Below are 18272 nucleotides of genomic sequence, written 5' to 3' on the forward strand. Positions count from 1 at the left end.
GATTAGAAACTCCTATAATAGTCATGTTACACAAGAAAAAATTATACAGCGCAAAGCGGAGTAGCCTTTTTCGGATCGGTATCAAACAAATCAAATGTTTCGCCTGTCACAAATCCTTTAGAAGCCAATGTCTGCTGGACAGACATTCTGGCCAGCTCTTTCATATTGTTGTCCTGACTCAAATGAGCGAGGTAGATACGAGACGTCTCGTCGCCGATAACATCAGTCATCGCCAACGCAGCGTCTTCATTTGAAACGTGCCCGACGTCACTTAAAATCCGCCGCTTAATGCTCCAAGGGTATCTTCCCATTTGCAGCATGCCGACATCATGATTGCTTTCAAAAACGAACACATTCGCCGAGCGGATAATGCCCTTCATCCGGTCGCTGACATACCCTGTATCTGTCATTAACGCGAGCTTGCGCCCATTACAATGAAACACATAAAACATGGGCTCTGCCGCATCATGAGAGACGCCAAACGATTCTACATCAAGTCCGCCAAACGACTTCACCGTCTCCATCGGAAACTCAAACTTTTGATCGGTATCAATTTTGCCGATCTGGTTCTCCATCGCCTTCCACGTCTTCTCGTTCGCATAGATCGGAAGCTTGTACTTTCTGGCGATAACGCCGAGGCCTTTAATATGGTCACTATGCTCATGCGTCACAAAAATGCCGTCCACATCATCCAGCTTACGTCCGATTTGCGCCATTAATCCATCCATGGCTTTCCCGCTCAAACCGGCGTCCACTAAAAACGCGTGATCCTCTGTTTCCAGGTAAAACGCATTTCCCGTACTCCCGCTCGCAAGAACGCTAAATTGCAAGCTCATTTCAGTTCACTCCATTATTTTGATTGATCTGTATCTAAAATCGTACTCTCCAAAGCATTCACAGTAAAATACTCTTGCACTTTCTTTTTCTCGCCGTTCACTTTTTTATCATACTCCACCGTAACTCTCCATACCGGAGCCAGCACCTGCGTGCTTGTCAGCGGATATTGCGCCACATAGCCGAATTTCACACTCTTTATGGTGCAGTATTCTTTTAATTGATTTTGATAGTACAATAATTCAACCGCATCAAGCTCAGTAATTAAGTTTTCCTTCTGAATCTGTTTAAAGGTTTCAAGCGTCGACTGCTCGTATGACACAACCTCGTTTTTATCGTTTAAGTGCAAAATTACTTGTCCGATCATATTAGAGGAGTTGTCAGTCTTCTGATAAATGTAATGGCCTTCATACGTTTGGAAGTAAATGATTTCTTTTTTAGATTTATCCACCTTCCAAAGCTTATATTTTTCACCATCTTGAATTTTAGAAGACACAAGCGCCTGTGCATCGTCCTCTATGTTTTTCTTTGAAAGGGCTATCGGGCTCGTAAACTTCATCTTTAGGTTCGTTACTTTATGATCATCACTAGGCATATCCATCATAGGCTTTTGATCCTTGAGTGATTCAATATCATCCTTCGTGAAGACTTTTTGATTCGCTGTGATCCGATAGCCTTCTATCGCTTCTTTATCCAGACCTTCATACGTGATATGGTCTGCCTTCATGTCATGCTCTACATCATTTTTAATGACTTCATATTCTTTACTATTAGATTGCTTCTCAAAAAATTGATAGCCTAAGAAAATATCTAAAATGAGGAAGGCAACGATGAAGATTGTTTTTGTCTTATTCCACTCCATTGTCTGCCCCCTCCTTCGTCAATAATTCCTTCGTAATCGGCACCACTTTTCCATTTATTCTCATAGCCCAAACCGGTTCAAGCTCAACAAGAGGATCATCGTTGGTTGATGTTGAGATCATCTGATACGCAGGGAAAATCTGATCAATTTTGTCCGTATCATACGCCGTTTGTTTGGACAGAAGGGCCCTCACTTCCCTGCCGCTCATCAGCTGTGTCTCACTTGTTTTAATCGGATTCGTTCCAAGACTGTAGTTCGGCCGTTTATAGCTGAGAATATCGTCATTGGCCCATTGGACGGTGATTGCCGAAGTTCCGCCAAACGGTTTAGACATGCTGTTAATGACCGGGAGCTGATCCATAAAGATATAGAAGCTCAGCTGCTGGCTGTCGTTGATATTAAAAAATTGATAGTGATCCGTCCAGCTTCCTGTATCCTCTAGGTACTTCTGGCTCTTTTTGATTAATTCACCTGTTTGATACGAAGTGCTCTGCACTAAATTACGCTGCTGGAATTGAACCTGCCGCTGGGTCAGGCTGACATCTAAACGGCTGATGCCGTCCGTCAGTACATTTCTGTTATTATAATTCGAATCTTCTCTTACAATGCTCGGATCGCTGAACAGCGCTTGTTTAAAAGTGTTTGTTTTAATTGATTCCGTGACAAATTCCTTTTTATCCATCGTAAGCGATTTGTTCGGAAGCAAAAACTCTTTCTTTGTGCCGATCGAGAACAAGCTGTACGCAGGCATATTTGATTCTTTGTTTTTTAAATCGTTCATGATATTCCGGTAGTTTGCTGATTCAACCGTCACTTCCAGAATAAGCTGCTTGCTGTAAGATACCAAATAAATCTTCTTATTCGTTTTTGTTTCATCGAATGGGATCATAATATGATCAAACGAGCTGTATTCAAACGATTGATTGGACCATTTAAACAGCGTTTGAATAATATCAATAGGTATCGTGTCACTGAATTGCAGATCAAGCTTGGCAGCAGAACCGCCTCTTCCATAAAACCAGCTCTTAAATCCGGCCTTATCATATTGATCCGATATATCTTTAATGCCTTTTACATCCCAATGCGGCAAATCTGACCAGACTTCATCATAAAGCGTTTCATCATCGACCTTATAATGAGCACCGTCATCATGAATAAACATTTCCCGCGGTTTTACCGTTTCAGACAGCTTTTGGGTATTTTTTTCAATTTTATGCTTCTCACGCACCGTAGACTCTGCTGATGACGAGTCTTCAGAAAAATTAGGCTGAAATGTCCATATGCTCCATGTAAAAACAAGACTGATGACGACGAGTACCGTAAGTAATATTGTTTTTATATTTTCACGCTTCATCCCAATCATCCTCTTGTTCCTCTTTATATGGAAGAGTAAAAGTTATCGTTGTGCCTTTTCCTTCTACACTGTCTGCCCAAATATCTCCGCCGTGCGCCTGAACCATTTCCCTGGCAATGGCAAGTCCCAGACCGGTCCCGCCGAGCTTTCTCGTTCTGGCTTTATCAACCCTGTAGAAGCGGTCAAAGACTTTTTCGACATCCTTTTTCGGAATCCCGATCCCTTCATCCTTAACGCTGATATAGAGAAGTTCTTCCTCTTCATTTACGTCAATTGAGAAGGTGACATGTCCGCCTTCAGGTGAATATTTTAAAGCGTTGGAAATAATATTATCGAGCACCTGCGTAATTTTATCCTGGTCAATCTCCACATACAGGTTTCTGTCCGGCAGATTGCGGATAAATTCCACATGCTGTTCCTTCGTCATTTCAAAACGATCAATAATGAGCGACATAAATCGGACGATTTGAATCCACTCACGATTAAATTGATAATCCTTGCTGTCAAATTTAGAAAGCTGAAGCAAATCGTTTACAAGCCGAATCATCCGCTCTGTTTCATTCTGCGTCACCATTAAGAAACGCGGCGCAATGTCTTTATTTTCCCACGCGCCTTCCGCTAATGCCTCTAAATAACTGCGCATGGTCGTAAGCGGCGTCCGCAGCTCGTGTGATACATTCGCTACAAACTCTCTGCGCTCCTGGTCAATTTTCTCCTGCTCGGTTACATCGTAAATGACAGCAATTAAACCGTCGATTTTACCATGCTCCCTTTGAATCACGGAGAAATTGACACGAAGCACTGTCAATTCATCGTCGCGCTCAATTTCGAGCAGCATAGAGTCCTGCTGTTCGACTAAATCTTCAAAAGTATAATTCTCTTGAATCCCCAGCAAGCTTGTAATCGGCATTTCTAAGGCTGTTTCACGTGAAACGTTCAGCAGCTCCAGCGCCGGGCTGTTCAAGAGAATAATCGCGCCGTTTCGGTTTGTGGCAATAACGCCATCCGTCATATAGGCAATAACAGAGGAAAGCTTTCTGCGTTCACCCTCTGTCATTGCCTGAGCATCTTCAAGCTCTCTCGTTAAGTGATTAAACGTTGTGGCGAGCTGTCCAATTTCATCATGTCCGTACTTTCTAACCTTCCTGGAGAAATTCCCTTTCGCAAGCTCCATTGCCTGCTTCCTCATATCTGAAAGCGGGTGGGTAATGGTTCTGGCCAGAAAAATACCGAGAAGGGCTGTCAAAACGAGGGCCAAACCAGTGCCGGAGGCCAGTATCGTGTTGATGGTCTTCATTTGGCCAAAGACATCTTCCATGCTCGCTACTACATAAATCGCTCCGACAACCTCTTGGTTTTCAGTCGTAACGGGCTTTGCGGAAATGAGGACTCTTATTTTGCTTTTCGGGTCATAATATTTTCTAGAATAAGACTGTTTAGTAGAAAAAATTCTTTTAAAAATGAGATCCGTCGTTTGTTTCCCTGCAACTTCTTCTCCATATGGCCTTGAAGAGCCAACCACTTCATAGCTTTTATCAACAAAACTAATTTCCCGAATCTCATCACTCTTCGTGAAGTCATTCAAAATACGGCTGACATCATCCTTAATGACGGTGCTGTCATTATCGCTCTTATATTCCTGCTCAATATAATAAGAAAGGTTGTCGATTCGCTGATTAAGCGATTGTTCATAAGATGTAATCAGCGACTTCTCTACCTGATTGACAAAATACACACCAATGACTTGCATCGCGATGATAATCAAAAGCACATAAATCAAGGTAATCTTAAATTGGATCGACCGAAAAAAACCAACCTTATTCATTGGGCATTAGTCCTGTTCAGGGTTTCTCAAGTAATAACCGACGCCGCGGCGTGTGACAATCCAATTTGGATGGCTCGGGTTGTCCTCAATTTTTTCACGAAGGCGGCGCACTGTTACGTCAACCGTTCTGACATCCCCAAAGTAATCGTATCCCCATACTGTTTGCAGCAAGTGCTCACGTGTCATGACTTGTCCGATGTGTTTTGCCAGGTAATGCAGCAATTCGAACTCACGATGGGTTAATTCGATCGTTTCATCTCGTTTTGACACTACATACGCGTCAGGGAAGATCACGAGGGAGCCGATATGAATGTCGTTGGAAGATGATTCTTCCTCCGCTGGCGCTGTTGTCAGCTGGCGGCGCAAGTTCGCTTTCACACGGGCTAAAAGCTCTCGTGTGCTGAATGGTTTCGTAACATAGTCATCCGCGCCGATTTCAAGCCCGATGACCTTATCAATTTCTGAATCCTTAGCCGTCAGCATAATGATAGGCATATCGTATTTCTTTCTGACTTCACGGCATACTTCAACGCCGTCTTTATTCGGAAGCATAATATCTAAAAGAATTAAATCAGGCTGAAGCTCTTCCACCATTTCAACGGCTTCATTTCCGTCATAGGCGCAATGCACTTCATAGCCCTCTTTTCTTAAGTTAAATTCTAATATATCTGCAATCGGTTTTTCATCATCTACTACAAGGATCTTTTTATCCATCATTTTTGATTTCCTCCTGCCGAATGGTCTTCATTTCATCTATATCACATTCGTTACATCACTTATGGCCCAAATAGAACAATGGGTCCTTGTCTATTATAACGGTTTAAGGTCAAAAGATAAAAAAAATAAAGGTTTAGAAAAAAACACATTTTTCACCTTCATCCACCAGTTGTCTATCTTTTGTCATGTTTTTCAACTTTTCTTAAAAAAGATAATTTAAATGAAACCTCCCCTCACCTGCGTGCGTCTTTTCATTGACGTCTTCTTCTTTGAACCGGCCGCAGGGCCGGTTCTCCCTTTTTCTTCTATTATAACACTCCGCATGTTTATCCTTTTTATAAAGAAAAAACGCACCTACGATTGCAGATGCGTTTGGTAAGTGGCTCGGGACGGAATCGAACCGCCGACACACGGATTTTCAGTCCGTTGCTCTACCAACTGAGCTACCGAGCCAAATCATTTATTTTTCTCTACTAAGTAAAGTAAAATGGCGGTCCGGACGGGACTCGAACCCGCGACCTCCTGCGTGACAGGCAGGCATTCTAACCAACTGAACTACCGGACCTTACAGTAATTTGTCTGGAGAGCTGTCGTGTCAGCTCTCGCAGACAAATAAGGAATTTAGCAATAACGCTAAAGTAAATCAATGACCCGTACGGGATTCGAACCCGTGTTACCGCCGTGAAAGGGCGGTGTCTTAACCGCTTGACCAACGGGCCTTCACAAAAATGGTGAGCCATGAAGGACTCGAACCTTCGACCCTCTGATTAAAAGTCAGATGCTCTACCAACTGAGCTAATGGCTCTTAAGATGCCGGATTTTTCATAGAGCAAACGACTTGGATCAAGTTCTTATCTTGTACTCTATTGAAGCAGTTTCCGTAACAACGAGATTTATAATATCATGAACAAATAGAAGTGGCAATAACTTTTTTGGTTTTTTTTCATATTTTTTTCTCAGACCAACTTATCTGCAGTTTTCAAACAAAAAACAAGCCCCTGAAAACAGGGGCTTGCGGGTATTCTGCTTAGTTCGCACGGTACACGCTGCGAAGGACATTTGTCTGTGAACGGTCTGGACCGACAGAGAAAATAGAAAGCGGAATGCCTGTCAGCTGAGACACACGCTCAAGATAGTGGCGCGCGTTTTCCGGAAGCTCGCTAAGGCTCTTCGCACCTGTGATATCCCCAGTCCAGCCTGGCATTTCTTCATAAACCGGTTCACATTCTGCAAGTGCTTTAAGGCTTGCAGGGAACTCTTCGATGACTTCTCCTTTGTAACGGTAAGCCACACAAATTTTCAGTGTTTCAATACCTGTTAACACGTCAATTGAGTTCAATGAAAGATCTGTGATTCCGCTGACACGGCGGGCGTGGCGGACAACGACACTGTCAAACCAGCCGACACGGCGCGGACGGCCTGTTGTTGTTCCGTATTCACGTCCGACTTCACGGATTTGATCACCGATTTCGTCTTTCAGCTCAGTCGGGAAAGGACCATCGCCGACACGAGTCGTATAGGCTTTTGAGACACCGACTACGTGCTTTATTTTTGTCGGGCCGACACCTGAACCGATGGTGACACCGCCGGCAACCGGGTTAGATGACGTAACAAACGGGTATGTTCCTTGATCGATATCAAGCATAACCCCTTGTGCGCCTTCAAATAACACGCGGCGTCCTTCATCAAGCGCATCATTTAAAACAACGGATGTATCGCAGACATATTTCTTAATCTGCTGTCCGTATTCATAATACTCTTCTAAGATATCTTCTATTTTAAATCCTTCTGTCTCGTACATTTTCTCAAGCAGACGGTTTTTTTCTTCAAGATTGCGTTCGAGTTTCTCCGCAAACGCGTCACGATCCAACAGATCCGCGATACGAATGCCGATACGGGCTGCTTTATCCATATAAGCAGGGCCGATTCCTTTTTTCGTTGTGCCGATCTTGTTTGCTCCTTTTCGCTCTTCTTCCACTTCATCCAACTTCAAATGATACGGCAGAATCACGTGAGCTCTGTTGCTGATTCTCAGGTTATCTGTACTGACGTTGCGCTCATGAAGATACGCAAGCTCTGTGACTAATGCTTTTGGATCTACAACCATTCCGTTTCCGATCACACACGTCTTATCTTTATAGAAAATTCCAGACGGGATTAAGTGAAGCTTGTATGTGACTCCGTCAAACTTGATGGTGTGCCCTGCGTTATTTCCGCCTTGATAACGGGCGATCACTTCTGCATTTTCTGACAGGAAATCTGTGATTTTACCTTTCCCTTCATCGCCCCATTGCGTACCTACTACAACTACTGAAGACATGTCCGTGCACCTCCGTTAACCTTTCAAAAACGATTCTATTCAAACAAATCAAGTTTATCAGTGAAGAAACAGAAAGTCAATTGTAAATCCGAACATTAAATTCTTGTAAATCCAAATTCGTTCGCTTTAATTGACTTTAGAAGCGTTTTCTTAAAGATTTGCCTTGAAAAGCTCATGAAACTTTTATCCTTTAGCAGAAGAAAGAATCACTTGCCTGAAATCCCTTTTGTGTTCATGAACACGATCCGCCAGCCGTCTGGATCCTCTATCGTCACCCCTCCATGACTCCAGTACGGGTTCTCAGGTTCAGCCTCCTGATAGCCCATGCTTTTTAATTTTGCAGTGATGGCTTTGATTTCTTCTTCGCTCGGCACATAAAAGACGAGCAGGCTGTCTGGGTGGGGAACGGGGGCTGTTCTTTCCTCTTCATGCTGGGTGAATTCCAAGTGGTAATCGGTATGCGGGAGGCCAAACATGACTCCGTCAAACCCATTATGCTGATGAAATTCACCAATTCGTTTTAAGCCCAGCCCTTCTTCATAAAAGCGAATGATCTGATCAAGCCGGCCCGTAGGTCTTGCTATCCTAATTTGCGCGGCATGAAATTGTGAAAAACGATTTCTCATTGTTACCCTCTCCTTTTTGGCTCATTTTATTAAAACGCTTTCATTTTTACATCCGCTAAGTGGCTGGTTCCTCTTCAGTCTTTTGGATGAAAAAACCCCAAGAAGAAGCTCTTGGGGTTTACGCGCCAGGCGGAACACCTGCGTCATCAAAACGCCGTTCCAGGTTGACGAATTTATTGTATTCTTTTACGAACGCAAGAGACACGGTTCCTACCGGGCCGTTACGCTGTTTGGCAATAATGATTTCGATAATGTTTTTGTTCTCAGATTCTTTGTCATAGTAGTCATCACGATAAAGGAACGCGACAATATCCGCATCCTGCTCGATACTTCCTGATTCACGGATGTCAGACATCATCGGACGTTTGTCCTGACGCTGCTCAACGCCACGTGAAAGCTGAGAAAGCGCGATAACAGGGACTTGAAGCTCCCTGGCGATCGATTTCAGTTCACGGGAAATTTCTGATACTTCCTGCTGACGGTTATCCTTTGAACGTCCGCTTCCCTGGATCAATTGCAAGTAATCGATCAAAATCATGCCAAGACCGCTTTCCTGCTTCAAACGGCGGCATTTGGCGCGGATTTCACTGACACGGATACCCGGTGTATCATCGATATAAATCCCGCTGTTGGACAGGCTTCCCATCGCCATCGTCAGCTTGCCCCAATCTTCTTCTGTCAGATTTCCTGTACGAAGGTTTTGGGCATTGATATTTCCTTCGGCACAAAGCATACGCATAACGAGCTGCTCGGCACCCATCTCAAGACTGAAAATGGCTACACTCTCGTCGGTCTTCGTCGCTACGTTTTGCGCGATATTCAAGGCAAAGGCCGTTTTCCCTACTGACGGACGGGCAGCCACAATAATCAAGTCATTGCGCTGGAATCCGGCAGTCATCCGATCAAGCTCAGAAAACCCTGTCGGAATCCCGGTAATATCGCCTTTTCGATTGTGAAGCTGCTCGATGTTGTCATACGTCTGAACAAGGACATCCTTGATATTTTGGAAGGCGCTTGTATTTTTGCGCTGCGCCACTTCCATAATCGTTTTTTCCGCTTCACTGAGTAAATCTTCGACCTCGTCCTCGCGGGTATATCCGTCCTGAGCGATGGTTGTCGCTGTTCTGATTAACCGGCGAAGAATTGATTTTTCCTCAACGATCTTTGCGTAATATTCTATGTTAGCCGCTGTCGGCACCGAGTTTGCGATATCAGTCAGATACGATATGCCTCCCACTTCTTCCAGCAGGTCCGTGTTGGCAAGCTCTGACGTCACCGTAACTAAATCAACCGGTTCACCGCGGTCTCCGAGCACCAGCATCGCATTATAAATTTTTTGGTGGGACATTCTATAGAAATCATCTGGAATCAATACCTCTGAAGCCAGTGTTAAAGCAGACGGCTGTAAAAAAATAGCGCCTAACACGGCTTGTTCGGCTTCTATATTTTGCGGCGGCAGCCGATCATTCAGAAGGTCTGTCATGCTAAGCACCGTCCTCTCATTAAAAAATCTCCAAACTCCATTTTACCATTTATCCAGAAAAAAAATAGAAAAATTCTTTGTTTCCCATTTTTTTCAGTCAGCAGATTGGATAGTTTCGGACAGTGCCAGGCTGGGAAAAAAACTGATAAATCTTGAGGGAGGAATGAATGATGCTGAAAAAATACGCCGTAACACCCAACGTCGATGCGGACGGCTGGTTTATCAAAGTGGAGAATGTGGCGCCTACAGCTTTATACACCTCAAAAGACGCCGCTATTGAAAAAGCGAAGCAGGTAGCCAAAGAGAACAGCCCGGCAAAGCTTGTGATTTATGACCAGCATAAAAATGTGGAAGATGAACTCTCTTTCTAACAAACTGAAAGCCTTCGCTGCCGCGGGGCTTTTTTTAGCGGGGACGACACGCTATTCCATCCATTTGAATCCAATATGCATCATGAGATCCGCCGCCTTTTGATACAGCTCCCACTCTTCAAAGGAAGCAAATTTCCCCATCAGCTCCTGAAGCTTATGCCGCAATGCAATATATTCTTCCAATGTGACAGCTTTCTCTGTGTCTATCTGATGCTCATACAGCATTTGTTTTAATAATGATAACGGTTTGTTCATGTTGAACCCTCCTTATCTCTTTTATAAGGGTTTTCCGAATGCACCATCGCTTTGTGATATCTTCTTACGTTTCACATCTGATTCTTGTACAATGGACAAAAGAGAGGAGGGATCTTTGTGAGACCTTTGCAAATTTCTGCTGAAACTGCACAAAAGCTTGCAGAGTCTTTGAATCTGCCGCTTGAACAGATCATGCATATGCCTCAGCATATTCTGCTTGCCAAAATGGCTGAATTGCAGAAAGAGGACAAATCATAACCTGCACTCGCATACTTGCTTACATGTATCGGAATGATATTAAGTATATGTTAGAAAAGAGGAGTAACTGCTTTGCCACATCCACAAAATAAAAAAATCCAATCGTTTTGGCTGGTTGCCGGTATTATCTTTATCGCGTTTAACTTAAGACCCGCAATCACTTCAGTCGGGCCGGTCATCAGCTCCATCAGGACCGAGCTGCACATGTCCAATGGGGCAGCCGGTTTTTTGACCGCACTGCCGCTGCTTTCGTTTGCCGTTCTTTCTCCGCTCGCGCCTAAGCTCGGACGGCGCCTCGGAAATGAGCGAACCTTATGGCTTGGTCTCCTGATACTGTTTATCGGTGTTTTGATTCGATCTGCCGGCTATACCCCCGCTTTGTTTTTCGGAACGGCACTCATCGGAATCGGAATTGCGATCGGAAACGTACTTTTGCCAAGCTTAATCAAACATAAATACCCTGAAAAGCCAGGGATCATGATCAGCCTGTATACGACATCTATGAATATATTCGCTGCTTTAGCATCAGGTATCAGCGTTCCTTTAGCGTCACAGTTGGATGGCGGATGGAAACAGGGATTTCTTTTATGGGGAGGCTTGGCATTTCTAGCCTTGCTGATTTGGATACCTCAGCTTCGCCATCGGGATGCGTCCAACCAGACGCCGCAGCTTAAAACCAGTCCGATTTGGGCTTCTAAAGTGGCATGGTTCGTCACCATCTTCATGGGCCTGCAATCATTTTTATTTTACAGCAGTATCGCCTGGTTTCCTGAGATTCTCCGTTCACACGGGATTGATACGTCAACCGCCGGATGGCTTGTATCACTCATGCAATTTGCGAGTCTGCCTTCCACTTTTCTGACACCGGTTTTAGCTGACCGCGTGAAACATCAGCGCGGGATCGTTGCAGCGCTGACCGCAGTCTATCTGATCGGTCTATGCGGATTATTAACGGGAGGCAGCCATGCCATGCTTGCCATCTGGATGGTGATTATCGGTATCGGACAAGGCTCCAGCATTAGTCTGGCACTCACTCTCATTGGGCTCCGCAGTGAAAATGCGTATCAGGCTGCAGCGCTGTCAGGTATGTCACAGTCATTTGGCTACCTTCTTGCAGCCGTCGGACCGATCTTTGTCGGGTATCTCTTTGACCAGACACATTCATGGACAATGCCGATTGTGCTTCTTATTGCTGCTTTAATCGTCATGGGAACAGCAGGACTTGGGGCAGGACGCGATCGATACGTCCTTCAGACAGAGAGAAAGAGAAATTCAGCGTAGAAAAAGGGCGGGGAAGATGTCTCCGCCTCTTTTTTTATGGAAAAACTGTCAGACATTCTTTGAATCTTTATGGTTTATTCATAAGTTTTTCATATTTGTTTTTTACAATAAGACATCATAAAGAGGTGAAAAACGATGAAAACCAAACGTTTCGACACAGTCCTTATTGTTATTTTGCTTGCAGCGGCTTTTCTCAACACCTATCACATTTGGCAGGATGACGCCGCGAACCAATACTATCTGGCAGCGGTGAAAAGCATGACGCAAAGCTTCCACAATTTCTTCTATGCGTCATTTGACCCTTCCGGATTTGTAACAGTTGATAAGCCGCCTGTTGTTTTATGGATTCAAACGATCTTCGCGCTGATCTTTGGTGTTCATACGTGGAGTGTCATCATTCCTCAGGCTCTCGCCGGGGTTGGATCGGTATTCCTTCTGTACAGAATGATCAAACCGACATTTGGCATTGGAGCGGCCCGCGCCGCCGCGCTTGTCATGGCGCTGACACCGATCGCAGTCGCCGTCAGCCGGACAAACAACATTGACAGCATGCTTGTCTTTACCTTATTGCTCGGTTCATCATGCCTTCTTCGGGCGGCCAAACAAGGCAAGCTCGTTTGGCTCCTAACAGCTTTTGGCCTGATCGGCCTTGCATTTAATATGAAAATGATGCAAGCCTTTATGGTATTGCCTGCATTTGTGTTATTCTACCTGATTGCTTCTCGGATTTCGCTAAAGAAAAAAACAGGATCGCTGATTCTGTCTCTTATCCTCCTAACCGGTATATCGCTCTCATGGGCGGTTATTGTGGATTCAACATCCTCCTCCAGCCGGCCGTATATCGGAAGCAGCCAGACAAACTCTGTGTTAGAACTCGCCTTCGGATATAACGGCACAGAGCGGCTGCTTGGGCAAACCACCGGCCTTGCACGCGGTGATATGAATGGCGCAGGCGGCGGTAATATGCAGAATAATGGCACGATGCAAGCGCCAAATCACAATGAATCTTCTGACGGAACCTCTTCATCTCAGAACGGAAACAGCAAGGCAGATGCAAATCAAAACAGCACCGGTTCCTTCGGGGGCAATACACCTCAGCCGCCTTCTGGACAAAACGGCGCTTCCAATGGAGGAGGCGGCACACCTCCAACAGGCGGACCAGGGAATGGAGGACCCGGCGGTGGCGGCGGAAAAAGCATGAACATGTTCGGCACAGGTGATGCAGGACCGCTTCGTCTCTTCCAATCTGCTCTTTCCGGCCAGATCAGCTGGATGCTTCCATTCGCATTGATCGGATTACTAGGTGTAATTGTCAGCTGGTACCGTGATCGCCGAGGTCAGGCTACGGAAATGAAAGAAACGGTATTCTGGACAGCATGGCTCGTACCTGTGGCAGGTTTCTTCAGCATCGCGGGATTCTTCCACCAGTATTACTTGATTATGCTGGCACCGCCGATTGCCGCACTTTCCGGTATCGGATGGTATACAATGTATCGCTTATACAAAAACAATAAAGATTGGGCAAGCTGCCTGCTGCCAGCGGCCGTCTTCATTACAGCCGCATTCCAAGTCTATATTTTAAGTGCTTATACAAGCCAAATCGGCAGTGGCTGGATGTATGTACTCGGACTCGCAGGACTCGGCACCACCATTGCTCTGCTCATGCTCAAAAGCAGCAAAAAGCTAATCATTGTCAGCTTATGTGTGCTGCTGCTCGCACCAATCTACTGGTCAGCAACGCCGCTTTTATACGGGGGCAACAGCGTTCTTCCTGAATCCGGCCCGCAGCTTAAAAGCTCGGCAAACGGAGGAAACATGTTCTCCTCAGAAATGGACACCGGTCTCCTGTCTTATCTAAGAGAGCATAATACCGGCGAAGAGTATTTATTTGCTGCGTTGACAACCGTAACGGCTGCGCCATATATCATCAATACAGATGAATCTGTCATGGCACTCGGCGGCTTCAACGGCACAGATCCGATTCTGACTGTCTCTGAGCTGAAAAAACTGGTCAAAGAGGGCAAAGTGAAATACTTCCTGCTGTCAGAAGCTAACTCAGGCAATACTGAACTCGTTTCTTGGATCAAGAAACACGGCCAAGAAATATCTTCTGACGAGTACAGCAGTTCCTCGAGCAGCACAAGCAGCCAGCAAGGCATGAAAAGTGGATCAGGCGGAGAAAGCCAGCAAACCCTTTATCTCGCAGAATAAAAAAAGAGGCTTGGATCAATCCAAGCCTCTTTTCTATTAAGCTTCTTCTTTCACATGTACCTTTAACACAGCCTGCACCTCAGGATGCAATTTCACAGGAACGTTTGTATATCCTAACGCACGGATGCCGTCCGGCAGTTCCAGCTTTCGCTTATCCACTTTAATGTTATGGTCTTTTTGAAGCTGTTCAGTAATTTGCTTGCTTGTGACAGAGCCGAACAAACGGCCGCCTTCACCTGATTTCGCGCTGAGCTCAACAGTCAGTTTTTCTAATGTTTCTTTTAAGCTCTTTGCCTGCTCAAGCTCTGCGATGGCTTCTTTTTTCTCTTTCTGCTTTTGACCGTTTAGTACACTGATGTTTGACGCGTTCGCTTCAACCGCGAGGCCTTTTTTAATCAGAAAGTTATGCGCATAACCGTCTGCTACGTTTTTCACTTCGCCTTTTTTTCCTTTTCCTTTTACATCTTGTAAGAAAATAACCTTCATCTTTGTACGCCTCCCTCAAAATACTCATCTATGGCGCCTTTCAGCCGTTCCAGCGCTTCTGTTACTGAAATGCCGGATAACTGAGTCGCCGCATTTGTTAAATGTCCTCCGCCTTCCAGCGCCTCCATGATGATCTGAACATTCACATCGCCAAGAGACCGCGCACTGATACAAACAGTTTGTTCATCACGTCTTGCTACCGCAAATGAAGCCTCAACCTCGCTCATCGACAGCAGTGAATCCGCAGCCTGCGCAATCAGCACTTGATCGAAATATTCATCCTCATTCTCAGGCAGAGACGCAATCGCGATGTTCTCTTTATAGAGGGCCGTATGCTGGATCAGCTTCGCCCGTTTAATATAGGAATCAACGGTTTCTTTGAGGAACTTCTGCACAAGCACCGTATCGGCGCCTTTCGCTCTTAAATATGAAGCTGCATCAAAGGTCCGCGAGCCAGTGCGGAGTGAAAAGCTCTTTGTATCCACTATTATACCAGCTAATAGGGCGGTTGCTTCAATCATATTGATTTTTAAGCGCTTCGGCTGATACTCTAGCAGCTCTGTCACCAATTCCGCTGTTGATGAAGCGTACGGCTCCATATAGACGAGCAGCGGGTCTCTGATAAATTCTTCGCCTCTGCGGTGATGGTCGATGACCACAATATGTTCAATTTTGTTTACCAGCCGTTCTTCCATGACAAGCGACGGCTTATGTGTATCCACGATGACAAGCAGCGTGTCGTCATTGGCAATTTCCATCGCTTCTTCAGGCGTAATAAACCTGGACCACAGATCTTCATATTTTTTAATTTCCTCAATCAAGCGCTGCACACTTGAACCGATTTGATTCGGATCAATCACAATAAATCCATCTTTGTTATTTGCCTGTGACACCTTTAATATCCCGATCGCCGCGCCGATAGAATCCATGTCGGGGAATTTGTGTCCCATGATAATCACATTGCTGCTTTCAGAAACGATTTCTTTTAAAGCATGAGAAATCACGCGGGCGCGCACCCTTGTTCGCTTCTCCATCGGGTTTGTTTTACCGCCGTAAAACTTCACTTTTCCGTTTGGCAGCTTAATGGCTACCTGGTCTCCGCCGCGGCCCAGCGCTAAGTCCAGACTGGATTGCGCCAAATCGCCAAGCTCTTTCAGCGATGAGACCGAAGCTCCGATACCCACGCTTAAGGTCAGCGCAACGCCGTCAAATGAAGTTTTTTCCCGTACTTCATCCAGAATCGAAAACTTCGAATTTTCAAGTTCGGTTAAAATGTGTTCATTAAGCACAGCTATGAAACGTTCTGATGAAGTCCTTTTCAGGAATATTCCATACTCCTGCGCCCAAGCGTTGAGCAAAGATGTCACTTGGCTGTTCATCGTGCTTCTCGTCTGGTCGTCTAATCCTTGCGTCACATCATCATAGTTATCAAGGAAAATATAGGCCAGCACAGTTCTTTCATTTTCATATTGCTTTTCAATCTGTATCTGTTCCGTCACATCGAAGAAATAAAGCAGACGCTCATCCCGTTTGATGACCACTTTAAATTTTCGGTCATTCAATGTAACCGTTTCCGATTCTACCTCTTGTTTGATGAGCGGCACAACTGATTCACACGTATCATAAAGTGATCTCCCCACTAAAGTACTTTCATTAAAGCAAGAAGAGAGAAACGGATTTGCCCATTCTATATAGTATTGATCATTAAAAAGCATGATGCCGATCGGCATTTCCATCAATGCCTCTTCACCGACTTTTTTCAACCTGTAGGATAACGTAGAAATATAAGCGTCAATCTCTTTTCGAATAAGAGAATCCGCGCGTTTTATAAAAAACAGTATAACTGCAAGCAGCAACACTTCGACGGTTCCTATGATCCAGTTAAAATAAAAGCTGATGAGGATTGTAATGATTGACAAAGCAATCAATGCATAGATGGGATACCGAAACAACGGTTTTTCATAAAAGCTTGGCATTTCTATCACTCCCCACCATGTGAGTACAACTCATATTCACTTCACCTTATTCCTTATGTTAAAGCCCATGTCCATAACGCCCAAAATGCGAATGGCTGCCATAAAAATCGGATGCAGAAAACCAAGAATGACTGCAATGACGGCGACTGCCTTCGGATATTTTTTCTTATGGCAATAGAAAAAGATAAATGATAAACCTTGGATAAAAATAAGAAACCCGAGTATAAACTCCCCATTTAAAGCGATAGAGTACAGCATTTGGCCTTTTTCTAAAGGCAGAAATGAAAGAATGACAATCAACAAATACAGCACTACAACACTTTGCGGAAACTTCAACTCTCTAAAAGGCTTTAGACTAGGAATATCGGGGGAGAATCGCCTTAAGAGCGGCTTAGCGATAAGGTAACTGAGGAAAGAAAAAATGGCTCCTACCATCACGATAGCTGTTGGAAAAAGATATTGAACCGTACTCAATTGTTCTTCCATCAGTTTCATTTGTTTCTCAAGCTCTTCAGCATTACCCGATTGTTTCAAAACAGATTCAACGATATCGAGTGATTGCCGGTATTGTGTCATTGCTTCATCAATGATATTGATACCCAAAAACTGAATGCTTATCACAAAATAAAACACGATACAAAGCATATAAATAAGGGCACCCGAAATAATAGCATGACCGGGTTCTCTTTTTTTGAAAAAATGCCCCATGGCAATGCCCGCACAAGCTGACATAAAAGCTACAATAAGTCCGTTAAAGGACCCGACAATAAAGACAACAGGAAGACTGACAGCGCCCATCCATAATCCTAATTTCAATCCTTGTCTGATCGTATAAAGGATCATAGGCAGCGGCAGTGCAAATAACAGAATTGTTCCAATCAATGGAACATAAACGACCAACAGTGTGATGATCGCAAACAAACTGATTAAAATAGCACCTTCCATTAATGCTCTTGTTTGTTTCACTTAGTCACCTCGTATCATACTGAACATACGAATAGAAAAGAGCAGCATAAACGACTGCTCTTTTTTTCATCGCCGCAACATGTTTTGCACCAATGTTTTCATATCATCTCTAAAATTACTTTTATATTTTAACATAAGTCCAAATCGCAAGTAAAATGACGCCAATGTTTCATGTGAAACATTGCAAACGAAAAGACATTCTTTAAAAGAATGCCCATCACTTCTTATTCTTTATCATCCATAAAACCAGAAGATTCTTTGTTTTTCTTCTTCGTTTTTCTGACATACACAAATATTAAAATCACAAGTAAAAGGGTTGTTGCTTGCAGAACGCCGCTGCTAAACAAGAAAAAGTTCTTTATCATGTCCCACATCGTGTTTCACCTCTTTTTGGATGTTCTCAACCCGTATCCTATATAAGGTGAATTTCCCTTTTTAAAAACTTCA

At 44.3% G+C, this 18272-nt stretch carries 17 protein-coding genes and 4 tRNA genes; 4 read left to right on the forward strand and 17 right to left on the reverse strand.

Features of this window, described 5'->3' with window-relative positions; all coding sequences use genetic code 11:
- Positions 1-41: 41 nt before the first annotated feature.
- The 12 genes from WA325_RS09790 to dnaB all read right to left on the reverse strand — a co-directional run bounded on the left by WA325_RS09790 (position 42) and on the right by dnaB (position 10021).
- Positions 42-836 carry an MBL fold metallo-hydrolase gene (locus tag WA325_RS09790; protein WP_024123515.1) on the reverse strand — a complete coding sequence of 265 codons (795 nt, stop codon included), beginning with the start codon at positions 834-836 and terminating at the stop codon, positions 42-44.
- Between the two features lie 14 nt (positions 837-850).
- The gene (locus tag WA325_RS09795) at positions 851-1696 is read right to left on the reverse strand and encodes a two-component system regulatory protein YycI (RefSeq protein ID WP_105991103.1); all 846 of its coding nucleotides are present in this window, start codon (positions 1694-1696) and stop codon (positions 851-853) included.
- Positions 1683-3050, reverse strand: a complete 1368-nt coding sequence (yycH, locus tag WA325_RS09800) for a two-component system activity regulator YycH (RefSeq protein ID WP_336183556.1) — start codon at positions 3048-3050, stop codon at positions 1683-1685. The genes WA325_RS09795 and yycH overlap by 14 nt, the downstream gene beginning before the upstream one ends.
- Positions 3040-4875 (reverse strand): cell wall metabolism sensor histidine kinase WalK, encoded by a 1836-nt coding sequence (walK, locus tag WA325_RS09805; RefSeq protein ID WP_044160205.1) that lies wholly within the window; start codon positions 4873-4875, stop codon positions 3040-3042. Before walK ends, yycH begins: the two co-directional genes overlap by 11 nt.
- A gap of 6 nt (positions 4876-4881) precedes the next feature.
- A complete protein-coding gene (gene walR / locus WA325_RS09810; protein ID WP_010332599.1) occupies positions 4882-5589 on the reverse strand; it encodes a cell wall metabolism DNA-binding response regulator WalR in 708 nt (235 codons plus the stop codon).
- Between the two features lie 383 nt (positions 5590-5972).
- Positions 5973-6045 (reverse strand) — tRNA-Phe (locus WA325_RS09815).
- 35 nt (positions 6046-6080) lie between these two features.
- Positions 6081-6157: transfer RNA gene (locus tag WA325_RS09820), tRNA-Asp, on the reverse strand.
- Positions 6158-6239: 82 nt separating this feature from the next.
- Positions 6240-6311, reverse strand: a tRNA-Glu gene (locus tag WA325_RS09825).
- Positions 6312-6321: 10 nt separating this feature from the next.
- Positions 6322-6397: transfer RNA gene (locus tag WA325_RS09830), tRNA-Lys, on the reverse strand.
- 222 nt (positions 6398-6619) lie between these two features.
- Entirely contained in the window at positions 6620-7912 is a 1293-nt protein-coding gene (gene purA, locus WA325_RS09835; protein WP_336183557.1) for an adenylosuccinate synthase, read from the reverse strand.
- Between the two features lie 206 nt (positions 7913-8118).
- Positions 8119-8538 (reverse strand): VOC family protein, encoded by a 420-nt coding sequence (locus WA325_RS09840; protein ID WP_336183558.1) that lies wholly within the window; start codon positions 8536-8538, stop codon positions 8119-8121.
- 118 nt (positions 8539-8656) lie between these two features.
- Entirely contained in the window at positions 8657-10021 is a 1365-nt protein-coding gene (dnaB, locus tag WA325_RS09845; protein ID WP_024123520.1) for a replicative DNA helicase, read from the reverse strand.
- 170 nt (positions 10022-10191) lie between these two features.
- Here dnaB and WA325_RS09850 point away from each other — a divergent pair, with 170 nt between their 5' ends.
- The gene (locus WA325_RS09850; RefSeq protein WP_038954329.1) at positions 10192-10392 is read left to right on the forward strand and encodes a DUF2188 domain-containing protein; all 201 of its coding nucleotides are present in this window, start codon (positions 10192-10194) and stop codon (positions 10390-10392) included.
- Positions 10393-10443: 51 nt separating this feature from the next.
- Here WA325_RS09850 and WA325_RS09855 read toward each other — a convergent pair whose 3' ends face one another.
- Positions 10444-10647, reverse strand: a complete 204-nt coding sequence (locus WA325_RS09855; protein WP_105991105.1) for a hypothetical protein — start codon at positions 10645-10647, stop codon at positions 10444-10446.
- A gap of 117 nt (positions 10648-10764) precedes the next feature.
- On the opposite strand from WA325_RS09855, the gene WA325_RS09860 reads away from it, so the two are divergent.
- From WA325_RS09860 to WA325_RS09870, 3 genes are all read left to right on the forward strand, one after another.
- Positions 10765-10905 carry a YycC family protein gene (locus WA325_RS09860; protein ID WP_003242786.1) on the forward strand — a complete coding sequence of 47 codons (141 nt, stop codon included), beginning with the start codon at positions 10765-10767 and terminating at the stop codon, positions 10903-10905.
- A 72-nt stretch (positions 10906-10977) separates the two neighbouring features.
- Positions 10978-12186: a CynX/NimT family MFS transporter gene (locus WA325_RS09865; RefSeq protein ID WP_336183559.1), complete on the forward strand. Its 1209-nt coding sequence runs from the start codon at positions 10978-10980 to the stop codon at positions 12184-12186.
- Between the two features lie 135 nt (positions 12187-12321).
- Positions 12322-14397 (forward strand): ArnT family glycosyltransferase, encoded by a 2076-nt coding sequence (locus WA325_RS09870; protein ID WP_336183560.1) that lies wholly within the window; start codon positions 12322-12324, stop codon positions 14395-14397.
- A 36-nt stretch (positions 14398-14433) separates the two neighbouring features.
- Here the strand turns inward: WA325_RS09870 and rplI are convergent, their stop codons facing one another.
- The 4 genes from rplI to WA325_RS09890 all read right to left on the reverse strand — a co-directional run bounded on the left by rplI (position 14434) and on the right by WA325_RS09890 (position 18199).
- Positions 14434-14883 carry a 50S ribosomal protein L9 gene (rplI, locus tag WA325_RS09875; protein ID WP_010332608.1) on the reverse strand — a complete coding sequence of 150 codons (450 nt, stop codon included), beginning with the start codon at positions 14881-14883 and terminating at the stop codon, positions 14434-14436.
- The gene (gene gdpP, locus WA325_RS09880; protein WP_105954631.1) at positions 14880-16859 is read right to left on the reverse strand and encodes a cyclic-di-AMP phosphodiesterase GdpP; all 1980 of its coding nucleotides are present in this window, start codon (positions 16857-16859) and stop codon (positions 14880-14882) included. The genes rplI and gdpP overlap by 4 nt, the downstream gene beginning before the upstream one ends.
- Before the next feature lie 36 nt (positions 16860-16895).
- Positions 16896-17825: a YybS family protein gene (locus WA325_RS09885; RefSeq protein WP_336183561.1), complete on the reverse strand. Its 930-nt coding sequence runs from the start codon at positions 17823-17825 to the stop codon at positions 16896-16898.
- A gap of 224 nt (positions 17826-18049) precedes the next feature.
- Positions 18050-18199 (reverse strand): hypothetical protein, encoded by a 150-nt coding sequence (locus WA325_RS09890; RefSeq protein ID WP_010332611.1) that lies wholly within the window; start codon positions 18197-18199, stop codon positions 18050-18052.
- Positions 18200-18272: the final 73 nt, after the last annotated feature.

Source organism: Bacillus sp. 205(2023), assembly GCF_037027485.1.
GTDB lineage: Bacteria > Bacillota > Bacilli > Bacillales > Bacillaceae > Bacillus > Bacillus halotolerans.